Annotated in this window: 29 protein-coding genes; 7 read left to right on the top strand and 22 right to left on the bottom strand. The window is 61.1% G+C overall.

What is annotated here, in order from left to right; translation table 11 throughout:
• Positions 1–149: 149 nt before the first annotated feature.
• Together AC1RKI_RS28555 and AC1RKI_RS28560 are read left to right on the top strand one after the other, a co-directional pair.
• Entirely contained in the window at positions 150–524 is a 375-nt protein-coding gene (locus AC1RKI_RS28555) for a hypothetical protein (RefSeq protein ID WP_341248810.1), read from the top strand.
• 83 nt (positions 525–607) lie between these two features.
• Complete coding sequence (locus AC1RKI_RS28560; protein ID WP_227461602.1) at positions 608–1,030, top strand: HU family DNA-binding protein; 423 nt, start codon at positions 608–610, stop codon at positions 1,028–1,030.
• Between the two features lie 447 nt (positions 1,031–1,477).
• On the opposite strand, the gene AC1RKI_RS28565 is transcribed toward AC1RKI_RS28560, so the two are convergent.
• From AC1RKI_RS28565 to AC1RKI_RS28585, 5 genes are all read right to left on the bottom strand, one after another.
• Positions 1,478–3,802, bottom strand: coding sequence for a sbcc family protein (locus AC1RKI_RS28565; protein ID WP_492798201.1), 2,325 nt, complete (start codon positions 3,800–3,802; stop codon positions 1,478–1,480).
• Positions 3,790–4,305 carry a hypothetical protein gene (locus tag AC1RKI_RS28570; RefSeq protein WP_492798199.1) on the bottom strand — a complete coding sequence of 172 codons (516 nt, stop codon included), beginning with the start codon at positions 4,303–4,305 and terminating at the stop codon, positions 3,790–3,792. Before AC1RKI_RS28570 ends, AC1RKI_RS28565 begins: the two co-directional genes overlap by 13 nt.
• A 178-nt stretch (positions 4,306–4,483) precedes the next feature.
• The gene (locus AC1RKI_RS28575; protein WP_492798197.1) at positions 4,484–5,932 is read right to left on the bottom strand and encodes a metallophosphoesterase family protein; all 1,449 of its coding nucleotides are present in this window, start codon (positions 5,930–5,932) and stop codon (positions 4,484–4,486) included.
• Positions 5,933–6,028: 96 nt separating this feature from the next.
• The gene (locus AC1RKI_RS28580) at positions 6,029–7,345 is read right to left on the bottom strand and encodes a recombination directionality factor (protein WP_492798195.1); all 1,317 of its coding nucleotides are present in this window, start codon (positions 7,343–7,345) and stop codon (positions 6,029–6,031) included.
• Positions 7,294–7,602 (bottom strand): DUF7696 family protein, encoded by a 309-nt coding sequence (locus AC1RKI_RS28585; RefSeq protein ID WP_035822786.1) that lies wholly within the window; start codon positions 7,600–7,602, stop codon positions 7,294–7,296. The genes AC1RKI_RS28580 and AC1RKI_RS28585 overlap by 52 nt, the downstream gene beginning before the upstream one ends.
• Positions 7,603–8,251: 649 nt before the next feature.
• Here AC1RKI_RS28585 and AC1RKI_RS28590 point away from each other — a divergent pair.
• The 4 genes from AC1RKI_RS28590 (at position 8,252) to AC1RKI_RS28605 (ending at position 10,190) form a co-directional block, all read left to right on the top strand.
• Positions 8,252–8,818, top strand: a complete 567-nt coding sequence (locus AC1RKI_RS28590; RefSeq protein ID WP_011239958.1) for a hypothetical protein — start codon at positions 8,252–8,254, stop codon at positions 8,816–8,818.
• On the top strand, positions 8,805–9,434 hold the full coding sequence (locus AC1RKI_RS28595) for a hypothetical protein (protein WP_244789485.1): 630 nt from the start codon (positions 8,805–8,807) through the stop codon (positions 9,432–9,434). The genes AC1RKI_RS28590 and AC1RKI_RS28595 overlap by 14 nt, the downstream gene beginning before the upstream one ends.
• An 11-nt stretch (positions 9,435–9,445) precedes the next feature.
• A complete protein-coding gene (locus AC1RKI_RS28600; protein WP_011239956.1) occupies positions 9,446–9,865 on the top strand; it encodes a bactofilin family protein in 420 nt (139 codons plus the stop codon).
• 133 nt (positions 9,866–9,998) lie between these two features.
• A complete protein-coding gene (locus tag AC1RKI_RS28605; RefSeq protein WP_244789486.1) occupies positions 9,999–10,190 on the top strand; it encodes a hypothetical protein in 192 nt (63 codons plus the stop codon).
• A gap of 414 nt (positions 10,191–10,604) precedes the next feature.
• Here AC1RKI_RS28605 and AC1RKI_RS28610 read toward each other — a convergent pair whose 3' ends face one another.
• The 17 genes from AC1RKI_RS28610 to AC1RKI_RS28690 all read right to left on the bottom strand — a co-directional run bounded on the left by AC1RKI_RS28610 (position 10,605) and on the right by AC1RKI_RS28690 (position 23,757).
• Positions 10,605–11,579 (bottom strand): DUF932 domain-containing protein, encoded by a 975-nt coding sequence (locus tag AC1RKI_RS28610; protein ID WP_011239955.1) that lies wholly within the window; start codon positions 11,577–11,579, stop codon positions 10,605–10,607.
• A gap of 449 nt (positions 11,580–12,028) precedes the next feature.
• Positions 12,029–13,579, bottom strand: a complete 1,551-nt coding sequence (locus AC1RKI_RS28615) for a hypothetical protein (protein WP_492798192.1) — start codon at positions 13,577–13,579, stop codon at positions 12,029–12,031.
• A 65-nt stretch (positions 13,580–13,644) separates the two neighbouring features.
• Positions 13,645–13,998, bottom strand: coding sequence for a hypothetical protein (locus tag AC1RKI_RS28620; protein ID WP_423200813.1), 354 nt, complete (start codon positions 13,996–13,998; stop codon positions 13,645–13,647).
• 57 nt (positions 13,999–14,055) lie between these two features.
• Positions 14,056–14,448, bottom strand: a complete 393-nt coding sequence (locus AC1RKI_RS28625; RefSeq protein WP_011239952.1) for a hypothetical protein — start codon at positions 14,446–14,448, stop codon at positions 14,056–14,058.
• A 243-nt stretch (positions 14,449–14,691) separates the two neighbouring features.
• The gene (locus tag AC1RKI_RS28630; protein ID WP_011239951.1) at positions 14,692–15,162 is read right to left on the bottom strand and encodes a hypothetical protein; all 471 of its coding nucleotides are present in this window, start codon (positions 15,160–15,162) and stop codon (positions 14,692–14,694) included.
• 12 nt (positions 15,163–15,174) lie between these two features.
• The gene (locus tag AC1RKI_RS28635) at positions 15,175–15,558 is read right to left on the bottom strand and encodes a hypothetical protein (RefSeq protein WP_011239950.1); all 384 of its coding nucleotides are present in this window, start codon (positions 15,556–15,558) and stop codon (positions 15,175–15,177) included.
• A 168-nt stretch (positions 15,559–15,726) separates the two neighbouring features.
• Complete coding sequence (locus tag AC1RKI_RS28640; RefSeq protein WP_423200814.1) at positions 15,727–16,122, bottom strand: hypothetical protein; 396 nt, start codon at positions 16,120–16,122, stop codon at positions 15,727–15,729.
• A gap of 89 nt (positions 16,123–16,211) precedes the next feature.
• Positions 16,212–16,685, bottom strand: coding sequence for an outer membrane lipoprotein (locus AC1RKI_RS28645; RefSeq protein WP_423200815.1), 474 nt, complete (start codon positions 16,683–16,685; stop codon positions 16,212–16,214).
• A 133-nt stretch (positions 16,686–16,818) separates the two neighbouring features.
• Positions 16,819–17,085 carry a DUF5983 family protein gene (locus tag AC1RKI_RS28650; protein WP_423200816.1) on the bottom strand — a complete coding sequence of 89 codons (267 nt, stop codon included), beginning with the start codon at positions 17,083–17,085 and terminating at the stop codon, positions 16,819–16,821.
• A 168-nt stretch (positions 17,086–17,253) separates the two neighbouring features.
• Complete coding sequence (locus AC1RKI_RS28655) at positions 17,254–18,054, bottom strand: PRTRC system ThiF family protein (protein WP_423200817.1); 801 nt, start codon at positions 18,052–18,054, stop codon at positions 17,254–17,256.
• On the bottom strand, positions 18,051–18,692 hold the full coding sequence (locus AC1RKI_RS28660) for a PRTRC system protein A (protein WP_423200818.1): 642 nt from the start codon (positions 18,690–18,692) through the stop codon (positions 18,051–18,053). Before AC1RKI_RS28660 ends, AC1RKI_RS28655 begins: the two co-directional genes overlap by 4 nt.
• A gap of 4 nt (positions 18,693–18,696) precedes the next feature.
• A complete protein-coding gene (locus AC1RKI_RS28665; protein WP_423200819.1) occupies positions 18,697–19,413 on the bottom strand; it encodes a PRTRC system protein B in 717 nt (238 codons plus the stop codon).
• 11 nt (positions 19,414–19,424) lie between these two features.
• The gene (locus AC1RKI_RS28670; RefSeq protein WP_423200820.1) at positions 19,425–20,558 is read right to left on the bottom strand and encodes a PRTRC system protein F; all 1,134 of its coding nucleotides are present in this window, start codon (positions 20,556–20,558) and stop codon (positions 19,425–19,427) included.
• A gap of 85 nt (positions 20,559–20,643) precedes the next feature.
• On the bottom strand, positions 20,644–20,874 hold the full coding sequence (locus AC1RKI_RS28675) for a PRTRC system protein C (protein ID WP_029306703.1): 231 nt from the start codon (positions 20,872–20,874) through the stop codon (positions 20,644–20,646).
• An 11-nt stretch (positions 20,875–20,885) separates the two neighbouring features.
• Positions 20,886–21,335, bottom strand: a complete 450-nt coding sequence (locus tag AC1RKI_RS28680) for a PRTRC system protein E (protein WP_423200821.1) — start codon at positions 21,333–21,335, stop codon at positions 20,886–20,888.
• A gap of 69 nt (positions 21,336–21,404) precedes the next feature.
• Positions 21,405–23,078 (bottom strand): PRTRC system ParB family protein, encoded by a 1,674-nt coding sequence (locus AC1RKI_RS28685; RefSeq protein WP_423200822.1) that lies wholly within the window; start codon positions 23,076–23,078, stop codon positions 21,405–21,407.
• Between the two features lie 274 nt (positions 23,079–23,352).
• Positions 23,353–23,757, bottom strand: a complete 405-nt coding sequence (locus AC1RKI_RS28690; RefSeq protein ID WP_423200823.1) for a response regulator — start codon at positions 23,755–23,757, stop codon at positions 23,353–23,355.
• A 128-nt stretch (positions 23,758–23,885) separates the two neighbouring features.
• Between AC1RKI_RS28690 and AC1RKI_RS28695 the strand changes: the two genes are divergently transcribed.
• Positions 23,886–25,004 carry a sensor histidine kinase gene (locus AC1RKI_RS28695; RefSeq protein ID WP_423200824.1) on the top strand — a complete coding sequence of 373 codons (1,119 nt, stop codon included), beginning with the start codon at positions 23,886–23,888 and terminating at the stop codon, positions 25,002–25,004.
• The last annotated feature ends 161 nt before the right edge of the window (positions 25,005–25,165 follow it).

Here is a 25,165-nt window from a genome sequence, read left to right on the forward strand (position 1 = left end):
GCCACCGGTGGGAAGCGAGGGGCTACAAGGTCCTCAAACAGGGGAACTGGTGCCGAGCATGCACGGATGCCAGACTTGGGGAAAGGCGTACCGATGCCGCGGGCTTGGCACGCATACAGAAGGCCGCTCACGAGCACGGCGGCCGATGTTTGAGCACGGCCTATCATGGAACGGCCGCGACCTACCGGTTCCGCTGCAAGGCTGGCCATGAATGGGAAGCACTCGGCAACAACGTGCTCCAGGGAGGCTGGTGCCGGCGTTGCCGCAACGAGGGACAAAAGCTCGGCATCGAAGCCATGCATGCCTTGGCACGGGAGCGCGGCGGCAAATGCCTCTCCGACACCTACCGCACCGGCAAAGCGAAGCTCAAGTGGGAATGCCATCGTGGCCACATATGGGACGCGACGCCATCCGGAGTAAAGGCTGGCCACTGGTGTCCGTCGTGTGCGATTCTCAACACGATTGCGCCAAAGAATCAGCACAAACGCCAGCGCTACGAGGCCGCAGCAAAGGCCGCAGACTAGCAATTCCTATTGCACGAAACGCGGCCTTCTCGCTAAGCTATTTCGGTCCGGCCAGATGCCGACATTTTCGAAACAGGAGCTCCATGGCAACAAAGAAGACGGCCGCCCCGAAGACAGCGGCCAAGAAACCGGCAGCGCCGGCGAAGAAGGCTGCACCAGCAGCAAAGAAGGCAGCTGCCGCACCCGTGGCCAAGCCAATCAAGGACACGTTCAATAAGTCGAGCCTGCTCGCCCACCTGGTGACGCAGACTGAGTTGGACAAGAAAACCGTTCAGACGGTGCTCGTCCATCTGGAGAACACCATCGCTAGCGCCATTCACAAGAAGGGTGCCGGTGAATTCACGTTCCCGGGACTGTTCAAGGTGTCGGCCATCCAGGTGCCGGCAACCAAGAAGCGATTTGGCAAAAACCCCTTCACGGGTCAGGACCAATGGTTCGCGGCAAAGCCCGCTTCGGTCAAGGTGAAGGTGCGTCCACTGAAGAAGCTGAAGGACGCAGCTCTGTAATTCCCTCGGCCTATCGAGCAGTAAGGCCTGGCACAGCCGAGCAAAATTTCCTTGCACGACTTGTCGGCGCAAAAAAAGAGCCCCGATCCTTTCGGGTCGGGGCTTCGCTAGCATCAACACAACAAAAGACGGGCAGGCAAACCTGCCATGCCCGCCTCAGACGTTGAATAGGCACGTTAGTCGGCAGAGTAAGTTGCGACGCCAACAATGAAGCCATCCGCGAGCGACACACGCGCGCTGGCGCCATCCTCTAGTCGGGGAACCTGACTGACTAGTTCATCAGCAAGCACGCGTAGCAAACGAGCAGCAGCATCGACCGAACTAGCGTTATCTGGTAACGCCTCGTCTGCCACCTTGAGTACCACCATCAGAGACATCGCTCTTCCTAAAATGGAAATGCCCGCTCCCTTTCGGGAAACGGGCATATGGTTAGTGAATGGCTCCGGCCTATTGCAGCGCCAGCGCAACAACATCGATGACGCCGTCGGCGTCATCGACCAGGTCCGGCGTCTGCGAGATAAAGAACTCACGCTCATACCTACCGACCCGCAACACCTCGCGCTTCATCTTCATGAAGGCGCGCTTACGCTCCGGATCCAACGGACCATCCGCCTCGTCGGTGAACAGTGTTTGGAAAGGCTGCTGCGCGTCCTGTGCCCGATAGAGGGCGATTCCGCGCGTCAGGCACTCGTTGATCCAGACTTTCTGTCCCCCTGACATCACACCAAACTCCTTTGTGGTGTCGTTGTCAGCGTCGATCACGTTGATGGAAAAGCCCTCACGCAGCTCGCCGCTGGCCAGCGCTGTCTGCGTCTGGATCGCGATGGTGAATCGCGGTCCATAGCAAGCCAAAAGCAAGTCATTGACGATCTGCGTGATGGCGGGTCCCGCGTCATCGATGGACAACGCGATCACGCCATCGTTGCCCAGGCCTTTCGCGAGCAGCTTCCACTGCGCAATCTGGTCAGACAGCGCCTGCGCTTTGGCCTCGATTGCCGGCATGCCGGCAAGCTCGACATCCAGACGCTCACGCTCGGCCACCAACATGCTCTCCTGCCGTATCAGTGCTTCGATCCGGCCGGAAAAAGCCGCGACAGCCTCCCGGCTGCCTGCAATCTGACGATCCATGTGGGCCAGCATGCCGGTCACGTCTTCCGTGGCCAGCGTTGCCAATTCCCGACGCACCGCTTCGAGCTGGGATTGCACGTCCGCGATATCGCGCTTGTGGCGCTCAATACGGGACGCATCCTCCTCGCTCAATGCAATCAGATCGCGTTCGGCCTGCGCCAACCCGTCCCGCGCAGACTGCAGCAACGGCTTCTTAGCAGCCGTCGCCGTGAGGCGCTGCAACAGTTGCTGGTCACGCACGAGGTGCGCCTCCAGGGCGGAAAGCGCAGCTCGGGCGGTAGCACGTTCAGACATTGCGCTTTGCAGCGACTGCATGTGCTCCTGCTTCTTCCGATAGCTCTCGCGCAGTGCCTTGACCGATACAACTTGATCACCGAGCTTGGCCTTGGCACCACGAGCTTGCGCCAGCAGTGGACAGGCGGCGTGCATGGGATCGTCCCGGCATGGAACGGTGTCAATCACATCGGCCTGCAGCTTCAACGCATCGGCCAACTTCGCGCCGGCAACGCCTTGCTGTTCCAGGCCCTTGAGCTCCGTACTGAGCGCAGCATGCTCGACCTGAACGGCATCGAGCTTCTCCACGATCGCGCGCTGGCGGGCGATTTCATCCTGCCTCCGGCCAATGGCCAGTTGCACGATATCCCTCTCGCCCGCTGCCGCCTCAATGTTGGCCGCCTCTGCCAGAACCAACCGATGGCTTGCCGTTTGCCGATCAAGATCGCGCCGGCGTGTCAGGACACGTCCAGCCGCAGCCTGCTCGTCGCTAGCCAGCGATGCCGCACGTTTGTCCAACTCGCCCTTGCGCTGGTTCAGTTCCCGCAACCGCGCTTCGGTACCGGCATTGGCGGCTTGCTTCGCCGCCAGCGTCGCGCGCTCCTGCAGCAGCTTGGCTGCATTTGCACTTTCACCGTCACGAGCATTGCGCTCCGCATCCAGGCTTTCGCCTATCTGCCAGATCTCCCGAGCCACCACCGCAGCACGATCACGCTTGCCCGTTAGGGTCAGCACGTCGCGCTGCAGGGTGTCGAGCGAGCGGGTCAGCAGCTTGGCCACCTCGCCCGCCTTCGCAGACAGGTCACGCAAGTGATCGATCCCGAGCAGCTCGGCGAGCAGCTTCTTGATCTCGCCGGGCTGATAACTGGCGAGGGGCCGCCTGTTCTGAGCAGAAAACACGCTCGTGAAGAATGCTTCGGGAGACCCGAGGACGGCCTCGAGACACCGATTGTAGGTATCCGCCTTGCCGTCCGAAAGCGTGCCGTCTGCCAACTGCACCGGCTTCCAGTTACCCGCGGCGTCTTTCTCAAACAGGTAGTACTCGGCCTTGCGGCTCTTGCCAGGATTGCGAAACGCGAACGCGGAGCGGTAGGTCTTGCCGCCGTGCTCCCATTCGAGGTCCTTTTCCCCGCGCGGGGCGCAGAGATGGTCCCAGTACGAGAACGCGTCGGCCGACATCTTGCTGGCGTGGCTTGGCATGATGGGAAACGGATGCAGGTTGTCCATGATCGTTGTCTTCCCGGCCCCGTTGGGGCCGACAAGGGCAATCAGGCCGCCCGGCAGCGTCGACAGATCTACCGTGACGCTATCCCGATGCATGCCGTCTCGGATTCCGTGGAATCCGGAAAGCGTCAGCTTCAGTGGGCGCATTCGGACACCTCCGGGCCGGTGAAGGAATGGAGATAGTCGGGCGGCACTTCCATCGCGTCGTCCGAATAGTCGAGCATCTCGGCTAACACCGGCTGATCCTGTTCCGGCTTGCCCTCGATGGCGCGTTCAACAGAGCGCCGCGCAGCGGAGAACTGCTTGGCTGCAAGCTTCATCACAGCGTCCCAGTCCTGCGCGCCGGTGAGAGCGCGAAGTTCCAGTTCACTCCACTGCGATGCGAGGCCGTTGGAAAACGACCAGATCAAGTCCTGCAGCTCCTTGGATGGCGCCACGGCAAAGAAGGTGTTGCCACCCGCCTCACCCAAGGCCATCACCAGCATGTGGTCGCGCTTGGCGATCACGGCGCCGCGGCCGGGGCCGAACGGCTCATACATCGTGCACGGCGTAAAGCCGTGCTGCTCGCAGAGGCACTTGGCCATGTCCGAGCGGTTGATAAAGGTTTCCTCGACAAAAAGCCACTCGGGGCCTGCGTGGTAAAGAATCATCTTGCACTCCAGGGATATGACGGAGTGCGCCCCGGACGGGAAGCACCCGTCTGGGTAAGTAAAGAAGGAAATGGATACTGCTGGGTCGATGCGCCGGTGGCGCGGGTGAAACCAGATTTCGACAGCCTCGCGGGCTGTCGGAACATGGCTTTCGCATGTTCTAGGGATTGGCGTATTGCTACGCAAAAAGATCGTCGGTCAGCCAGTTCATCGGTGCTGACGCAGTGGCAATGGGCGCTACTGGCTCCGCCGCCGCGACCGGGAATGCCTCGGGTGCGGCGCTCGGTTCCTCGAGCTCCATGTCCGTCAGCTTCGCAACGAACGGTGGCGCAACAGCTTCTACGGCGCCAACATTCTGCGTAACGGGCATGGACATTTCATCAAGGCCAGCCAGCACCTGATCGGCTATCGCCTGGGCATCGAGGTTTTGGAGCATCGACAGACTGTCGAGCAACGGATTTGCATCGACACCGGTCAGTTCGCACCAACGTCCCAGCTTCGCGGACAAAGTGGCGGCCCGGCTGATGCCTTCAGCGCGGCTGCGAACAGCCGGCAGGACACGCGCTTCCAGCTTGACCTCGGCACTCCCGACAAAAAGCGCCTCGATGGCTTCGCGATCGACCAGTTGGCGATGCTCCTCATTGACCGTCCACCGCACCCGCACGAACTTGTGCGCTGCGTCGGCGGCCATCTCGGCAAGCTTTGCCATGTCAGGCGGCCCGTCGAAGTCGATGCAGACGGTCTCGCTCGCGGGTGTCTTCACCTGGGTAGCCACTGCCTCCCCCGGAGATACCTGCCACTGAAGATAGCCTTTCGCGCCGATCTCGCCGTAGTGGAACCGTCCGATAGACCCGGGATAGGCCACCACCCTGCCCTCACGTTCCCACTGCTGGGCACGGTGAATGTGGCCAAGCATGAACGCGTCGCAGTGGGCCTCGAAGAGTGCCCCGATGGTGAACTCGTGGTCGAGTCCGGCCATCGGCACGCCGTGCTCCGTCTGGCAACCGTTGACGGTGCCGTGGGAAACGCCGATCGTACGGACGCCGTGTGAGCGCCATTGACGATTCACAGTGCCCGCGGCAGCCAGATAGTCAGCCAGGTGGTCGCCAACCGCCGTCGCGGCGTTCGCCACGCCGGCCGCGGCCGCCAGCACCGCCTTGTTGACCGTGGGTACGCAGGTGAAGACGACGTCTGGTAGCCCTTGCTGGGTCAGCAGCTTGTCCAATTCCGCATGGCTGAAGATCGCGCCATCGCTCGGAATGAATGCCCCGCCCACAAGAGCGACTTGGTGAATCCGGTCTGCAACGTATACCGGGAAGCTTGCGCCGATCAGTCGGAACAGATCCAGCGTGCCGGGAGGTTCATGACTGAACGTACCCTGCAGCATGATGACCGGCATGTGGGCCGACAACTGGTGGATCCGCCGTGCCAGCGCGGATAACGCCGGCGTGTGGGCATCGAGTCGGTGGTCGGTCGAGTCGCCCGACACCACGGCAACCCGGCAACGATTTGCGATCGCGTCCTCCACCGCAAAGCCAAAGCAACGATCCGCCTCAGCCAAATGACCAGGGGAGTAGTGCAAATCAGAGAAATGCGCAGCCAACAGGCTTTCGCCATCGTCGAACATTGTGGAACCTCCAAGGAAATGTGCCAGCATGCGGCAAGAAAGAAGAAAGGGAAGCCGACGGGCTTCCCTCAACTGCCGGCACAAGGCTGGCGATAGTTATGTTGCGGTGTCAGCGGCGATAGCCGCCACCTGTTCACGGAAGGCAGCGGGATTGGCCAGCGCAGTGCGAAGTTGAGCCAAGAACCCCCGCACATCCTGTTCCCGCTTGGACCAGCCGCGCCCGAAGGTCGCCGCTGCATAAGCTTTCAGCTGGCGGGCGCCGTCCTCGCTATTGAGCCCAAGGCGCTTCACGAGATCGAGATACTCGCTCTCCAGGTCCTCAGTACCCGCCGTATCGGATGGGCGCATCGAACCCGCAGATTGAACTACGCCGCTTTCCGACATACCGGTCTGCGGCGCCTCGATGGTGCCGTCATCGGCGGAGCCGTGGTCGGGTGGGACCTCTCTATCCTCTTCCAGCATGGAAACGGCCTGTTCTGCCATCTCCAATGCCGGCGGGCGCCGATCCGAGCCATCAAGCAATGCCGCGATATCGATTTCGGCGTCGAGCGTGATCAGCCACTGCATCTGCCGCACCGGCTTGCCGGTGTCGTCGATGCGGCTGATCTCAAGCTCTTGCTTGGACATCCAGAACTTAGCGCCTACGAGCCGCCCTCGCGCCATTGCCACGGTCTGCATAGCCGCGTGGGCTTTTTGCAGGACGTAAATCGAGGTGGTGGGCATTTCGATGAGCCCGAGTCCGGAGATATGCGGAATCGCGAAGAAGAAGCTCGCCGACAGGTTGCAGTGACCGCCTTGGTACTGGGGACATTCCTGCGGATCGCACAATCCATCGTGAATATCATTGTCCTGCCTCAGGATGACGGTGCGACCGCCCCAGGTGCGCTTGGCGCGATTGGCGCGCGCGTCGCGCACCGGAGGTGCGTACATCTTGCAGTAGCGCCTGCCGTCACGGCCATATTCCGAGAAGTACTGCCTGCCGCTCTTCGTCCATGCAACGAGCTGGTTAGGCATGTTGCTCAGCCAGTCGTCGAACGCGAAGACCACGGGAAAACGCCAGAGGCGATGTCCGTTGCCGTCGTTGCGATCTTCGCCGTAGCGTTGGACGATGTCTTCGGCCAACGCCGGGTTGGCGAAGTCAGAGGCACGGCAGGTGAACCAGGGAACGTTTTTCGGCACGAGCGGCGTCTTGATGCCTGTCGCCCGCGTGATATCGCCTTCGATGCGCTCGAAGCTGTCGCCCCGCGCGAGACCAGCATCGTGGATCTTCACTGCTTCGAGCCTGTCGCGCGCAGCTTTGGTGAGGACCTTGATGCCGGGTCGGATCTTGCCAATGATGGGCGGCCGCATGGGCCGCTCTTCTAGCAGGCTTCGGCGTCCGCCGGGCTCGCTGTAGGTGATGGGTGCATGCATGCGTTCTTTCTCCTGTCGAGGAAACGAACGACGTTGGCCCGGATGGACGCAGCATGCTCCCGAAGGCGCAGGGCTGTGTCGGCCCCGCGCTGGGTCGTTACGCGATTAAGAAAGTCGTTCTGTGCGACTTCCGGAAGACTGGCGACATATGCCGCCTCACAAAGGGATCGCCAAGCCTGCGGCATGTCCCTGTACTCGGGACGGCGCAAATTCAGCGTTGCCGCGATCGCGGCGGAAATCTCGGCGTTCTGGTGCATGAGCTTCTCCTGAAGATCGAGGTCTCTCACCAGAAACAAAAAAAGCCCGCCCCGGTTTGCGCCGGCAGCGAGCTTTGATGTCAGGAACCCGAACTGCCACGCCCCTTCCGGGGGCGTGGCACTCAGGGAGCGGAGCACTAGTGCGCGCGGCTCAATGTTGAGGACGTAAAGTCGCCCTCGTGCAGCATGGTCACGCTGCACAACAACCCTTTTCGCGAACCCACAGGTTCGGCCGCAGGTTCACGGATCGGCTCGACGTCTGCCGTTCTGCCTAGGAGGGGCCTTTGAGAGAGCTCCACATGGTCCCAGGCTCGAACGGTGTCCAGCGTGCGCTCATGAAGAGGCACAGCGAGAACGCGTATTACGAGCTGATGAGGGGAAGTGTTCGGCGAAAACACTTAGCACAAGAGATATCCACACTGGTAGCCAACCAGTCGGCGCGTGCGCAAATGCACGACTTGAACAAAGAGATGGACTCGCCAGGAGTCAGAGTCGATGCGTCGATGACGCTAGGTGTGAAAGCATTGTGGCACAGGACTTTCTTTCAAAACTGACGAATGCTCGGCTATTTCGCGTAGCTTTCGAAGTCATGTGGTGTCCGTTCTTGTCCGACAATTCCGAGTGAGAGAGCATCCGAAAACATGGACAAATGGCCGAACAGGATCCACCTAAGAAGCCCGCTACCGGGCTCAGGCCCATCGAGCGCCTGAACAGTGAGGAACGCCTCAGCCGACTGACACCGGCAACGGCATCCGCAACCAACCACGAGTACTGCTCAAAGTTCGCTCGGGACTTCCTGGACGCGCATTTTTACTTTTGCTCGTCCAAATTTGTCGTCGCGCGCGGCGGTAAGGTCAAGGCACTTGACGAGGCATTCCGAGACGCGGAAGCGTGGTACGCCAAAGCCTTGGAGTGGATCGGAAACAAGGATCAGGTCGAGATCCCGCTGTTTTACGAGTCGCGGGAAGTGCAGGTGTCGCATTCGTTTGCCGGTCGGCTTCTCCGCCTGCTGATGCAATACGACAGGCTCTTCGCGGAAACCCTCTACGGCCTGAACTGCGAATCCATCCCGGCTGACGCGCGGGAGAACACAACGGCAGTGGCCGCCAAGCGAATCAAGGCCATCCAGCAACTCTGCATCCCGGACACCGACAAGTTCGCTCCGGACGGCACCCTCCTCAACTCTTCCCGGAGCCAGAACCATGGACATGCGTGAGATCGAGCAGCTGCATGCTCAGTACGCCCAACCCGCCCTGACCATCGACATCTCGCCCTCACCGGCACGTTCGTCGACGCCGCCGTTGTGGCTTGGCAACGATAATAGTGGCGGCTTTGGTAAGGAAGCATCGGCCCCCGCCGGTGGAAACTTGTCCGTGCCTCCGCGTGCGTTGTGGGCAGCCGTCTTCGTCGTGGGCGCCGCCGCAATGTTCCTCATTGGCAGTTCCATGGGCAAGCGCGACGCCCGTACCCATAGCTCGGACGGGCCCTCCGCAGCCGTCACCGCGTCGGAAGCAAGGCCGTCTGCGGCTTCCCAGACAGAGCCCGAACCGCATTCGCACGAATGGCCCGTGCGCGGCGATGCGAACAATGTCACAAGCCCAACGCCGGCATCTGGCGCGGCGCCACTGGCGGCAGCAGCTGACACCCCGAGAATCACCCTGCCTTCGCAGGAACCTGTCAAACCGACTGCGCCCGCCCCGAAGCCAGCCCCCGCGCCTGCAGCGGCGGTCTCCGCGCCGGCGAAAGCCGCGGCGCCCGTCGCACCCGCGCAGATCGCCCGTCCTGCCGTATCGCCGCAAGGCGCCCCCAACCGCGAAATCAAACTGTTCTAAGAGAGCGTCCCATGACGATGCCAAGTACTCCAACTTTCAGCGTCCTGCGCGCCGGCATGAGCATTCACGGCGATCTCGTTTCGGAGGACGGCTTCACCTGCCTCGCCCTCGTTACCGGCAACGTCAGGGCCAGCCACGGCCTGTTGCATATCGGTCGTGGCGGGGTCGTCCATGGCGACGTGGAAGGCGAACACATCATCATCGACGGCACCGTAGAAGGTGACGTCAAGAGTCGGGTCTCCCTCAAGATCAACGGCCGCGTGATCGGCCGCATCTTCTACGCCGGGACCATCCGGCTGGGCGAAAACGTGACGCTTGAAGGCAGCTCCATCACTCGGGTGCCCGCTGTGGGCTACGTGGCGTCCCCCCAAAAGGAGGATGCGCCCGCTATCCACATCGATGACCCGGAGGTCCCCGGTACTGCGGCGTAAGGAAGGAACATGTTCCTTTCAAAAAACGCGAAAGCGACCGTCTGAGACCACTCTTTCAAAGACAAAAGGCCCGGCAACGTCAGTTGCCGGGCCTTCTTGTTTAATAGACACGCCGCAGCGTCATCAGCTCCGCTTGCGTGAACACACCTGGGAACTTGATCCAGGGGAAATCGATGGCATTGGCGGGATCCCTGAAGGACAGGTAGGGAAAATCGCCATCCAACTGTATGCGGAAAATCCGTCGGAGCCGATCCTTGCCTCTGACTTCGTAAAGCACTCCATGTATCAGATCGAAGACAACGGCGCCTTGACTGAAACTAGCTGACGCGCCCCGATTCTGTTGGTATCGCAAGTCCATCCACGTATCGTAACTGAGGGTAGTCAGGCGATCGCGGGTCTGGACGAGCCAAGAGGTATATAGCCCGGTGAACCGCTCCTTCTGCAGGCTGGATAGTTCAATGGTTTGGTGCCTGAGTCGGTCCTGTACTCGCTGCACCCTGTTCCCTGCCGTGCTACGGCAAACGTACTCGCCCCGTAGCCCGGCGATTGCGGCATCGCCTCCGCGAAACAGCCATCGCGGATAACGTGAATAGAAATCAATGTGGAACATGGCAACGAGCAAAAGAAAAAAGCCCCGGGCTGTGCCGGGGCTTTAAGACCTGAAACGACCACTCCATTACCAAACAACGGCAACGGAGCGGCTCGCTTGAGGGCGGATAGAAGAGACGCTCGAAGTTGCTTATGCAATCTCCGCGAGTTCGAGGGCTGCGTCCCAGGCGCGCTGCTTGAGAAATGCGCCCGCGCCGAACCATGCAGAGTCCAGCCGATTACCCGGCGAGCGGGCTCGCTGCTGGTGGTCGACGTACTCGGTGACGCTGTTCACCAAGCCCCAAGCAGTGCCCGATGCAGACTCCAGCGCAGCGCCGCGGCCGGCCCCGTCGAAAAGACTCAGCACGGCTTTCAGGCCACGCTCGTTCATCCTTGCAGGCGCATCTGCACCATCCCTCGCCGAGGAATAGGTAAAGAGGCGCTGGAAGAACCGTTCGGACTCAGCCTTGCTGACCTTACGGTCTGCGAGGCTGTGCATGTTGGCCATGAAACCATCCCACGACGAAATGGCAATGCCGAGCTCTTCTTTCACCGCACGCGGATCGAACTGGCTACGATGCGGCACCTTGACGGCGCCACGATTGCGACCCAACGCGATCTGCAGCGTGTTGTTGCAAACCACGCGGACCGAGGTGAACTGCGCCGTGGTCGCCAGCGTGCCATCGCAGGCCGTGGCCAGCAGCAGGTAGCCACGGACCTCGTCACCACCCTTGAGGAGCGCTGACTGTCCCGTACGGGCGAGCGCCCAGAGCTTGCGACCCTCTTTCAACACGCCTGCAGTCTCGAGCTGATAGCCGCCCACCTGCACGAGGTCTCGATAGAACTCCAGGATCTCCGCAGGCTGAACAACCTGGTACCGCTGAGATACCGTCGACAGCGGCTTGCCGTTGTCCGAGCGGTACAGGACCTTCTGCTCGGGAAACGACTGAATGGGATCCAGGTCATGGGAACCAACGCGGTACATAACGTTGGTCTCCTCAATGCGCCAGTTCATGCCGGCGGCTTCGGCCCAGACTTCGAGGGGCTGATGCTCCGCCAGGCGGTTGCCCAGACCGTGCCAGGGGGTTGCGCCGGCGTACGCCATGGTTTGAACCAGATGGGACATAAGATTGCTCCTAAAAATGGGAATGCGAGCGACAGGCTGTGCTGACGCTCGAAGGTGGAAATGAAGGGAGAAAGAAATGGAGACCGTGCTTGTGCGCGGTCGGGGATGCGACGCTCGCCATGAACCGCCTACGGCGACAAATGACAACGCGCCGTGTGGCTACAGCAAGGTGGATTGCATGGGGATCGGGAAGATGCCCACGGAGCCGTCCCGACAGGGAATGCTCCCTGTGGGCGGTTTCAAGAGATGGCCGGCGGTGCCGGCGTAGGGTCGATGCGTCGGAGACGCGGGTAAAACTTTGTTTGGACTGAACGTATTCACTGCAAACAAAGCTCTGGTGGTACGGGAAAGCCTATCGCAAGAATCTTGAGCCGAGCCTGCGAAAACTACGGATTTTTGATAGCCAAATCGAGAATATCCCCCAGCCGGATTCGGCTGGGGGCAAACAATCAAGCGGTCACCTCGGGGGCGATTTGCGCAATGCGTGCCCGCGCATAGTCGAGCGTGCCGTCCTTTGCACGCAACGGCCGCGACATGCGCTTCACCGGATCATAGATACGGTAGCGCGTGACATTGCCCCGACGCTCGTCGACGAGCTGGGTAAAGCCGGCCTCGATGCAGAAATCGACGTACTCGCGTCCGTTCATTTGCTGACCGGTCTCGAGCCTGTAGGTCGTGCTTTCCGCCAACGATATTGCATCGGCCATCGAACGTTCAGCGCGCTTGCGCGCTTTGTCGATGGCTTCGTGTGCTTCCCATTGCGCTTGCTCGTCTACTGAGAACCCACATAGCTCGAAAAGCCGACGACGGCGCTCTGCCGCGCTGCATTGCAAGACATCGACACCGAGTTCGTCACGCAGAGCGCGCTTGGAGTCAGTGTTCCAGTCCTTGGGGCCGTCGAAGATGTGGAGTACTGCCGCAACATTGCGCTCCATGACCGCGAGCGCCACCCGGTTGGCCCAATCGAATCCATAACTGGCCCGGTAGATTGCGGCCGCCTTGGTCTGGCGATCAAACTCGCGCTGGCTGATCTTCTGCCCTTCGCGCTCCTCAGTCGCCTTTTTCATGGCTTCCTGGTACTGCCGCTCGCTTATCAGACCGTGGATTCGCGCCGCCAGTTTGGTGGCTGGCCGTGCATTCTCACCTTCGAGGGGCTTGGGCGTGGACATCGTCCGCGGCGGAACAATTCCGGCCGCGAAAAGAGCGTCATCGACAGCCACGTAGCCACCGTCACTCGGCACGTTTCGCACTGCAGCGAGCAGTCTGGGAGCGTTGTGCGGCGTGATCTCCAGCTTCTCCCCGCGCATGACCTGGCAGAGCGCTTGCAGCACGCTGGGCGACAGGGCTCCCCGCAGGGCCGGCACTTCGATCAATGGCTGCATCCAGGGCTCGGACCGCGCATGGTGCGGATTGTCGCGGTAGGTATTGATGATGCAATCCCGCACCTTCTCTCCGCGCATCAGCGCGTAGGCGACATGTACCTCATGCCGGCAGTTGGGACTCGCGGCCGGGTGGTACAGCGGGCCATTCGTGCCATAGCCGAAACGGCGGACAAATTCGCCGCAAACGAAGCCTGCGATATCGAACGCTCCGCGATCCTCAAACAGATCTACCGTCTGGAACAGCGGACCTGCATCGTCCTGAGACATGTCGATAGCCTCCTCGGGAAAATACGCCAGGCGGCCAGCGGCCACCACGGCGCCCCACGCGGCGCGGCTCATCTCGTGCGGGCGCAGGATCTTGCCGCCGACACGAACGATGAAGCGATCCACCTCGTCGAGGATCATAGAAAGGATGGCCCGCCGCGTGCCAACGGGTCGCACGGCGAACTTTCCGCCGGCCAGTCGAACCACAGGAATTGCACCGCGTTCGACATGGCGCACTGCGATATCTTCGACGCGCGGCGCTGCCTTGCCGTCTCGATCTTCGTTCAGGTACTGCAGCACGCCGGCGAGCGTGGTGCGATGCTCGGCGCGTTGGCCGATATGAATCACGTACATGGGGAGCTCCACAACGGAGCATGCCCCTGCGGGGACATGCCCCGAAAGGGTTGGAAAAGAAAGACCTAAGCAGGCACGCCCGCTTTCGCGTCGTGGATTGCCTGCAGGAGGTCGACAGAAGTGATGCGCCAGACGGCGCCGCGAGCGTTGCCTACGGCAAGCGTGCGAGTCGGTTCGAAACAATCCGAATCGAGCAGCGCGACCACGGTGGACATAGGCAAGCGCCACAGGCAGACGACGACCTCATTGTCCGCAAGCGTTTCGCTCGGGACGTTGCTCGTGAAAGTCTCGTAGAGATCGCCGGTCTTCGTTTCGACCAGAGACAGTGCAGCGCGGTCGTTGACGGCATAGAGTTCCACTGCGATGCGCAATGGACCAGGCGATCCGGCCAGGCCGGCGCCGTCGATGGTGATGGGCATAGGGGTCTCCCAGGCCCACCGCCTTGCGGGATGGGCCCGCAAGGGTTAAGGAAGGGGTCAGGCAACCGCAGCGGTGCGCCGATCGGATCTGCTGCGACTGGCCACGACCCGTGCCGCAGCGACTTCCGTAAGGATTTCGGCGTCGACAATGCGCCAGACTTCACCCTGGTCAAAACCGACCTGGTTCCAACGGCCGGTTTGCACGAACTTGCCGGTCTCAAGCAAGGCAGCCTTGAGATCGGTTGGCAGATTCCAGTCGCCCGTAACGAGGAACTCGTCGTCGGCCAGATTGGCATCGGGCAGGTTCACCGACAACACGCCGTAGGGCATTTGGTCATCGGCGCAAACCAGTGAGAAGGCTGGGCGTAGGTTGGTGGAATAGACACTGGCACGAAGCAGCACGCCAGCAGGATAGCTGGCCAGGCCTGCGCCATAGACAGTACGGCTCATCGGGATACTCCTTTGGTGGGGAGACGCCCCGACGGGACGACGCCCGTGTGGGAGGGAAAACGAAAAAACGCACCCCGAGAGGTGCGTTCAAGCGGTGAGCCGACGAATCGGCTCCTGAGAAGGAATTGCCTCAGCCGTTGCGGTCGAGGTCTTCGAGCATGCGCTGGCGATCGGCATTGCGTTGAACCCACATGCCGAAGGCGGCCAAACACAAGGCAAAACCAAGAACAAATGGTCCAAACATCACTTCTCTCCTTTCGCCAAGACTGCTCCTAGCGCAAATAGTACAGCAGCACCGAGGAGTAGGCACGCGGCGTTAATCACGACTGTGGCATTGATCGATTGCACGCCGGCAACGTATCCAGCGAAGCCAACGGAGCAGGCTGCGGACAGCGTATGGTAATAGCGACCATATGCCTGCATCTGATCCTTGGTTGGGTTGGTAAGGGCGTCGGCCAGCCGACTGAGCCAACCGTCGCCGGTGGCATGCTCGGTGTCGAGCCGATAGACAGCGTCCACCATGTGCACCAGCGGAACGGAACTGCCCCGTTGATGGGCCACGAGCGCATAGCCCTCGCCGGCATCGACCGCAGCTGTGACACGTGCCGCCATCCGCTTGGGAAGCTCGACAGTGTCATCCGTATGCAGCGTGGCAAACGCCGTGGTTTCTTCTCCGGAAGTGGAGTTGAACGTGACCTTAATCAGTCGACTCATGGCGTACTCCTTTCAACCGCGACGCCCGGCCACCACGCGAAGCGTGGCGACGAGGTTCGCGTAGCCCTGGTCGCTGGCCAACGATTCGACGGCGACAGCGTTTTCACGGCCGCCGGTCAAATCTTCACGGTTCCGACAAGTCCGGTACGACATGAGCACACCGCCTTCGGCGCCGGCGGGATGCTTGATCTCGACGAGCAACGAATCGGTGTGCAGCGCGAACACGTCGACCTCGCGGCGACGCTGACGATGCTCCCTGATCGTGAAATCACGTGGGCGCAACGCCATGTCTCCGGCGACGCGGCGCAGAACGCGGCAAGCATCACGACGGATCTCCTGGCATGCCGCGGTGTTGGTCGACGGATGCCGACGGGTAAAGGATTTGGGGATTTTCATGGATATCCTGGATAAGGACGGGACATCCTTCCCCAACGGGACGGTTGTCCCAGCTGGGTTGGTAGTCCGGCGATGCCGGACGGGGTCGATGCGTCAATGACGCGGGGGAAAGCGACTTGCCGAAGCCTGAGGCTTTGGCAAGCCCTCTCGGGCTTGCAGGCTGCGATGTCAGGTGACATCCAGCATTTTGCTGATGGCGCGAACGAGGTTCCAGCCATGCTGCTGCGACAACGTCTTGCCGATCACCAGCTTTTGCACAGCCGAGCTACCATTCGGCGCCTCGCCGGCGTAGCCAATGTGGTCAACATAGACGATCCATCCTTCGGAGCAACCGCGATGGAGGTAGACCGCAGGCCGATCGCGTGCACCGAGGGTTGGCCACGGCCGATCAGGTTTGGGGCCATACAGCGCTTCGTTGCAGTCGCCCATGAAGTTGGCTGGGTCGAGCCATTCAGGCTCCAGTTCCGTTGCACGGACCGCGGCTGCGATCTGGTCGACCACCTCGGCAATCGATTTGCCCTCGGTGAGGACGGGAGAGAGTTTCTGGGGGACGTTTGCCACCATGGGCATAGTAGCTCCGATGGCCGCAGGGAACCCCGCACGGGGTTTCCGTGCGGGAAAGTGAAGAAAGTTGGGGATCCGAATGGATTCGATTAACGCGTCAGGCGGTAGCCGGCACCAGATGCCACGAGGTAGAGCTGCTGCCCCGTGACAAACTGCTGGTCGGCATCCTGCGTGACGGCGACCTGACTGCCATTCTCCTTGCGGACAATGACTTCCAGACCTGCGCGACGGTTCATGTGGCTGGCCACAGCTTGCGCTGCAACCGCCGACACCGTGCCAGACATCGCACCGGCAATGTAACGACCATTGCCGCCGCCAATCACGCGGGCGCCGAGCAGACCACCCACGACCGCCCCAACGATACCGGGGACGCCGCTATTGGCAGACGTGTAGCCATCACTGTCGACGATCGTGACCTGGCGGACACGGACGACAGTGACGATTTCCGCGGAGCCGGTGCGCATAGCTTCCGAACTGCGATAAGCATTCGGAGACGTCTGCTGGACTGCGCAGCCGGTGAACATGACCGAGCAAAGGAAAAGCGAAACGATACGCTTGAACATGATGGCCTCAATGAAAATAGGGCCAACATGCCTACGGGCAGGGTGGCCCGTAGGTGGGAGAAGAAAAAGCTGTCCGGCTATACAACCGGAAGTGTCGATGCGTCTGAGACGCGGTAGGTGCAGAAATCTTAATCTACCAATCAAAGACTGGCAAGCCAACAAGGCGATCTGCATCCGCGTCGAAATGGAGGAGCGTGATGCCCAGCGCCATGACATGCCGCAGCACAGTTGCCAGATCTTCCGGGATGCGCCGGGGCCCGCTGTGTGGTTCATCAGGATCGACGACCCGCACGAAACAGCCAGCATCCGTAGGTGCGAGTACCGGATAGCTGGTGAATCCGCAGGCAGTCTTCGGCGTCAGATGCGCCGTGGAAAGGGAAACGTAGAAGTCGATGGTCATACCGTATCCGAGAAAAGGGAACGGGGCTTCCATCGCCCGGCCGGAGAAGAAAGCCCCGGTGGGAGTGGCCTGCGATTGCAGGCGGATCGATGCGTCAATGACGCGAGTGATGACGCATCATAGCAGCGCACACAAGAAAAAAGCCACTCCCGCAATGGGAGTGGCTGTTCAAACGGATTGGGGCTTGCGGTTAGCCTTAGCCTTGGCTGCGCCAGGTTTGTAGCTGAAGCGCTCCCATGCCGCCGGGTCGATCGGCATCGCGCTCGTGCGCCCTGTCGTGAGATTGACGAAGGCGCCGTGGTACTGCAGCGTCCCGGTTCGGAACAACGTCCACAACAAGTTGTAGGCCTGCACCGCGATCGCCTGATTGATGACCAGCGACTGCTTTTGCAATGCGTCGGCCATCGAGCAGGACGGCGCCGTGTCGGCCTTGTCCCCTTTCGGGTCCAGTAGCTCCGGAAACAGATCCCCTACATGCGGAAGCCGCACCGCCGCTTTGCCGCGTACCTGACCCAGGATCACCTGGCCACTGTCCGACTCATTGCCGCAGTCGAGATAGTAGCCACCCGTACCGCGTTGCATCGCACCGAGGATTCCCTTGCGTGCAGCCCGCGTATCAACGCAGCCGATCACCAGGTCACACACCAATCGGTCGCCGCTGCCTATCCTGCGGGTCCGCGCTTCCCAGCGCGTGCCCATCAGGTTGTTCAGCCGGTTCACGATCAGTGTGGCCTTGTGCTGGCCGACATCCACGGGATAGAACCCCTGCCGACCGACGTTGGTCTCGCTGACAGTGTCGTCATCGTAGACCGTGCAGTCGATACCGCCGGGGTGCCCGAGCTCCAGCATGGCGTGATGCAGGCGTGCGAGATTTGGAAGCAGCGCGCTGCCGGTGCCACCGGCACCGACTACCGCCACCTTCCAGGCGTGCGTGGTCATGGCCGCGGGGATTCGATGCTCGAAGGTCATGCCAGCACCTCCTCGCGAGCAGCTGCGTACCACTCTGCAGGCACCCGCTCCACCTTCTCGAAAATTCCCTTGGCACAGAACCGCAGCGCCATCGATGGTGCATGCGCCGCGCAATTGCCGATCACGAACGCGAACTTCACGTCATGACGGTCATCCTCGTCGTCGGTCGCCGAAAAGTACGCGGGATGGCTGCCATGGGAATGGCAGTCGACCACCAGCACGTCGTCATCGGCCAGCATAGGGCGCTCGTACTTCAGGTGCCCGCCGCTGTGCTCAAGGATGCCGACCGGGATCAGCCGGAACGCCGCGCTAGCGGCATTCCAGACGATCCAGGCACCGGTTTCCTTCGGGTGCGCAGCCCGTGCCATGGCAGCAAAGTCACCGATCAGCGCGGCAGGCACGCGGCCGCAACGCAGATCGATCGTTTCTGCCACCTCGCCATAGGGAATGGCAGTGCGATAGCTGAAGACGCCTAGCCGGCGCACCACGCGAATCCAAGGTCGGGCGATCTCGAGGAAAACACCGTTCGATGCGATGAGCAGGCGTTCACCGGGCCGGTCCATCGCCGCAAGCTGCCCAAAGCGCGGCACCATGACGGATGGAAATGACCCTTGCAGGGCCGTGTCTGCAGGATGCATGGGATTACTCCAGTTTGCCGGCGATCAGATCAGCCAGCGTGCTTTTCATGGGAACGAGGACCTGCGTCGGGTAGTCGGTGAACCGACCATCGAGCATGTCCTTCCAAAAGGCGTACTCCCCTTTTTCGTAGGTGAGACGTTTGCCGCCGTGATTGGGATGGGTGAAGGCCGAGTCAAAAAAACCGCTCTCCCAGCCGTCGATCGACGCTGCATCGATTTGCTTCGGCACATGCGCCGAGCCGATGCAGATCTTTCCGTGGTCCCAGGTGTTGAAGTACGGTGGCTCGAACAGCGCGGTGCCCGGTACAGGACGCTCGTGGCCCTGTACCGCAAAGACTGCAAAGCCGGTCTGAGACGCCTGGAACACAAGGCCCGGATGCGGCACGATCGCGCTGCGCTTGCCCAGCTCCTTGCAAGAAAAGAAAACACGTCGCATCGCCGGCGGGCACCACCATGTGATGGCATTCGGGCTGATCGACAGCACGTTCGGGGTGAGGAACTCTCCCTTCGGCAGCGCATGCTGCGCAACCTCGCGGACGGCGTGGATAAGCGCCATGCGATTGAGCGGCACGCCAGCACCGATCACCGGACGCTCGGACGCGTCGGTCTCAATGCGATGCGCAGTGGCGTAAGAAAACTGCCCCGGCCCCTGCCCATAAAGCAAAATGGCCCCTTGCAGGGCCACGTCTTGGGACCGCGACGCGGTCAGGATACTGGCCATACGGCCTCCTTTCAGTTGAAGTGCTCAAGCACACGATCCAGTACGGCGATCAGCTTGAGCGTGTCGTGTAGCGCGGCGTATTGCCGCTTGATAGCCGCTTGCTTCGCAGCAAGGGGGATAAAGCACTGGAAATACGTCGCGTAGCCGCCGTTGTTGGCACACTCAAAGTGGTCATCAAGTACTTCACCAACGTAGTCGGTGTGTTCATACGCGAGGGTTGCGGCCGAATAGGCTGGCTCTGCCCATTGCGCGTTCTGTAGCAGAGTTGTGTTGCCCATCTGGCTGAGCGTCAGGTCGAGATCCGCAAGTGCGCCGCATAGGCTACCGCGCCAGTCGTTCGCAGCCGCGCGCGCCAACTCACGCAGCTTGCGGCGGCTCAGGAGGGACAGCTTCCTGTCCTTCTGCGCCCACTGCCACTTCGGCAACGTTTCGTCCGGGGCGAGCACCGGGCGGACAACCGAAGGCAGATACCGGTTGATGTCCGCATCGTCAGCGCCGAAGCGCTCCTTGAGGTGCTCGCGCGCCTCTTCGTCTTCGGTCAGCGGTTCAAAGTCCCAATGCCATCGCGCGAACATATCCAGCAAATCGTCCGGCGTTCTGAGGTGCAGCGACTTGGCAGCGGCTGCCCGGATCAGGTGGAACGTCATGAAGACCAACGAAGGATGCAATTCACGCAATGCCGCCGCGCGCGCTTCTGTGACGGTATAGACCGTTTCCTCTTCGAGGCGAATACCAAGATAGAGGGCCGAGGTCTCCTGCATATCGAAGCCAAAATCGGCAATCTCCGTCTCTACCGCCTGGTGATCGATAAGAGTGAAGTCGAAGCTCAGCACCTTGGTGGCTGGCACGCGCGGTGCGAGCCAGCCGTGGAACGCCTGCGCGAAGGCATCTCCCGCGCTGGACGGACTGGTTACATGCTCGGCGTCGAGTACACCAGCGCGAAACTGTGCCAAGACAAGATCCTTCAGATCGATCTCGTCGCCGAAGCTGAGTCGCGCCGTCGCGGGAAGACCCGCCGGGATGGCGGGGAGCGTCAGAAAATCATGGGCAGGTCGACGTTGGGCAACGGGATGCTGTCGCGCAGGCGTCCATCCGGGTTGTCCTGCATCGACCGCTGGAACAAACGACCGAGCGTCGAACAGCATTGTTGCGTCTCCTCAGAATGTAAAAAAACCGCCCTTTCGGGCGGCTCCGTGGTTGTGGGGAACTGGCCAGCGGCCAGTGCCTTCATCAGGTCAGATTTACGCATGCCGCGCCCTTGGCGCCAGCGGCGCGCACGAACGTGAAGCGAGCAACACCGTCCTTTACCTCCGGTCCATCCACCGCGGCGGTGGTCAGCTCGGGATACTGGGCGGAATAGACGTCGCGCACCTGATCGGGCGAGAACTGCGGACTCACATCCGGCAGCGTCATGCCGTTGTAGGAGAACACGCGCGTGAGCTTGGTGACTTCGAGTGCCATGGTGGTTCTCCTTACAGCAGCGAGGCGAGGTCGGTACCGGTGTTGGCCGGTGCGGCGGTGTCGGCTTTCGCCTCCACCTTCGCATCGGCCGCCGTCGATCCACCCTCTTCGGCATCGTCGTCGCCATCATCCGCAGCACCGCCCGAAGGCGTCGCCGCCTTGGCCAGCGCTTTCGTTGCCTTGGAAGACTGGGTCGACTTCGCGGCATCCAGAATGGACTTCGTGGCTTCGGCCTGTTCGGCGAGCGACCGGTGCGCATCCGTCACGCCCGTCAGAGTCGCGGCGAACTCGGCATCCAGTTCCGTCGGCGTCGCGGTGAGCGACAGCGGCGTGGTCAGCGCCGCATCAGCGGCATTCTTGATGACGGGCATGACGACTACGGTCATCGCGTCGCCGGTCATGGTCAGAGTGAGGACGACCTTGTCGGCCGCACGCACGAGGGGTGCAAGTTCAGTGAACATAGGTGAAATGGAATGGGGAGTCTGAAAAAGACAGAAGGCGCCTGGGGCGCCCTCTGGATGGGTGAACAACTAGTAGTGCAGGACCTTCGGCACCTTGCCGCTGTAGTCGAAGTCCTTCACCGCCAACAGGCCGGCAATGACTTCCGGCTTGGGCTTATTGAAAAGCTTGGCGAACTGGTCGCCCAGCGCCTTGCGGATACCCATCTCGTCGGCGAGAACCTTCATCTCCGACTTGGTGAGCATTTCGAGAAAATCCTGCGCGTTCTGGAGGTTCCAGTGCGGCCGGAGGTCGAGCTTGTGATACCGGCAGAGTTCACGAAGGTTGCTGACGTCCACGCCGTCGATAGCTGCAACCGTCAGACCGATCGTCAGCTGTTGTCGCTTCTCGTCATCCAGCGAGTGGATGGCCGTGAGGCATCCCTGCAGCGTCGAGGACGACTTCTGCTCGGTCAGCTTCTCGAAGAACTTGCCCATCACGTCGCCGGCGATATTGCGCGCCAGCCCGTTCAGTGCAACGGCGAGGAGGTATGCGTTCGCCTGGTCAGGGTTCTGCGCGACTTCCTTGCGCAGTGCCTTGCGCCACAGCGCGGTCCGGTAGTTCTTCACCTTGTCCGATTCGCTAATCGACGTCACGGGCTTCTCGACAGCCGAAGCCGACGAATCGCCTTTCTTCGCAGGTGCTGCTTTACCGCCGGCAGCCGGTTTGGCTGTGGTGGGCGTGGCCGCTTCCTTCTCGGCCTTGATGCGGGCAGCAACCTTTTGCTGGTTGCACACCGTATCGAAGCACTGGCCGCCGTAGACCTTGCCCATGGAGTCGGGCAGACCACTGACCGCGGCGCCAAAGCTCTGGCAGGCGTGGCAGGCTTTCGCCTGCTCTTCGCCGACGCCCGTCGGGCCTTCGACCTTCAACTGGATCCGGGTGTGGTTATCGCCCAGGCGGATAATCCGCACGATCGGATACTCGTCCTTAAGCCCGTAGGCAATGCCTTCGAGCTTGCGGGTGAGCTTGCCGTCGTAACACGCCCGGTTGGTGCAGTTCCCGGTGGCGATCGCCTCGCCGAACATCTCCGTCTGCAACGACGAATTGTGCGGACAGGCCGCGCATTCGGTCTTGTCGAAGATCGCCGTTTCGAGGCTGCACGCGGCGGCCTCGATGGTCTTCTTCAACTCGGCAACGGGCTTGTTCTCGCTCACGATGACCGGCAGAAGCTTGTCCTGCTTGTCCTTGCCGAGCGTGGCGAGCAGTTCGGCGTGCCCGAGCAGGATGGTACGGGTGTTGAGCGCTTCCAGAACGGATTCGCTGCAGTTCATGAGCGCCAGGCGCTTGTCGAGTGTGGAGCGTGACCAGCCAAGCTGGCGGGCCGCTTCGTCGCGGTCGCCTTTGAGCTGGCCAACGATTTCAGCCGCGGACACGGCCTCCTCAGACGGCGCCATGTCGGCGCGCTGCACGTTTTCGATGAGCGCGTAGCGGCGAGCTTCGGCGTCCGTCAAGACCTTGATGTTGACGGGCATCTCGTACCCGTCGCCGTGGGCGGCAAGCGCAGCGCGGTAGCGGCGTTCACCGGCTACCACCTCGTACTCATGACCGTGCTCTTCGTCCTCGACGGGCCGGATTAGGATCGGCTGGATGACACCGTCCACGCGAATGGATTCGGTCAGTTCCGCCATCTCCGCAGGGTCGAAATACTTGCGCGGGTTGCAGCCAGGACGGATCTTGCCAATTACGACAGTGGGGTTTTGCATTGTGGGTTCTCGCGGAAATGGGAACCCGTTGCCGCACCGGGAACGTGGTTCCCGATGGGATGAAAGGATGGGCTACCAGGCTATGCTGGCGGGCCACCGTACTGCAAAGGCTGGCACCCGGAGGTGCGGGTCGATGCGTCTGAGACGCGGTAGGTGGCGAAAGAATACCTAAAGTCCGGCCGACCGGCAACCACCCACAAGCATGGCAACGGCTGCGATCGGCCATGAACGGCCAGTCATTTGCGCGCCGAAAAGCGGCCACAGACCGCGGAGCTTATGTTCTTGAATCATCCGTGGCGCCAGGTCCAACGCGGGCCGCTATCGCAGCGAGGAGGGCCGGCAGATCGGCAGGTTTTACAAATTGATGATCGAACCCGGAGCTGATTGATTCGGCGTGCTCAGAAGGTGACGTCAGAGCGGAAACCGCCACCAGTAAGGGGGCCGGCGCGAGTTTCAGGCGCCGGATCTCCCTTGCCACTGCACGCCCGTCCAGCCCGGGCATCTGAATGTCGAGAACAACAGCGTCCGGACGCCACGCGTAGTATTTTGCGAGCGCGTCCGCACCATCCCCTGTTGTCCGGATGTCGTAGCCTTGAGCGTCGAAGAACAACTCGTATGCTTCCAATGCATTCGGGTCGTCGTCCGCGATTAGGAGACGCACAGCACTTCGGATAGGCATTACTTTCTCCATATTTGCCCTACCATGAGCAATTGATGTACCCGACAAAATCAGGCAGCAGTTCTGCTTCCTGGATTCCGCAAAAAATGCATTATGGGATGCATCTTCCGTCCTTCGGGAGCAGATACATGCGATTGGCCAACTTTATCCTTCGCCGTATGGACGTCGTACTGTTGGAGTGGGAGGCATTTGCACGCACTCAGTTGCCGGCAGCGGCCGATATGAAACCGTTAGCGTTGCGGGACCATGCGCAGCAGATTCTGGTGGCCGTGGCAAAGGATTTGTCTACTTTCCAAAGCAGGGAGGAACAATTTGAAAAGTCCACGGGGCACGCACCCGAATTGGCGGGAGCCCCTGAGACAGCCGCCCAGATGCACGCCCTTCTGCGCGCGCGAAGCGGCTTCGATATCAACCAGATGGTTGCCGAGTATCGCGCCCTCCGCGCTAGCGTGCTCCGAATGTGGATAGACGAGTGCGCGCCCGACAGTCATCATGAGGATGACATGATCCGTTTCAACGAGGCCATCGATCAGGCAATCGCCGAATCGGTAGACTTTTTTAGCATGCAGGTAGACTTGGCCCGTAATCTTTTCCTCGGAATGTTGGGGCATGACATGCGCAGTCCACTCCAGACCATCCAGACTACCGCGTCGTATCTGGCAGCGCTGAACGCGGGGGAAAAAGTATCAGGAGCCGCCTCCCGATTAATTAAAAGCGGCGTTCGCATGCAGGCGCTGCTCGACGATATGGTTGATTTCAATCGAACCAGGCTCGGTCTCGGTATCAATATCGTGCCGACCGATATCGATCTGGGGCAGTTGTTTGCCGATACGCTTGACCAGTTGCGGGTTGTACATCCGGACCGTCAGATTAATCTCGAGGTGGTTGGTGCCTGCATCGGTGTTTGGGATGGCCGACGTCTCCAGCAGTTGTTGGGCAATCTGGTACTAAACGCGATCAAGTACGGAGCGCAAGACTCGCCGGTGCGTGTGACAGTGACCGACAAAGGCGCGGAAGTCCAACTGGAAGTAAGGAATACCGGCACCGCAATTGAGCGGTCGACCCTCGATCTCATCTTTGATCCACTCCAGCGCGGCCCGAACCAACAAGGCACAAATGCCGACAGCAGCCTGGGGCTCGGACTGTACATCGCTCGCGAGATCGCCAAGGCACATGGAGGCGAAATTGCAGCGCGATCCGACGCAACAGAAACGGTGTTCTCTGTAAATCTGCCTCGTGGCAGATAGCGAGCATTGTGTGGTACGCGCAGAGCGCTGCCCGTCTACGGTACGACTGTCCGTTTCCGCTGGACGCCGTTGGCTGTTTTGGGTCGAGGGTGTGTGAAAACGCCTTAGTTCAGCTCGCCGAAAGTCTAGGGACGTACCTAGGCCACGTTGGGCGCGAATCG

Source organism: Cupriavidus sp. GW822-FHT06G04 (assembly GCF_058799075.1).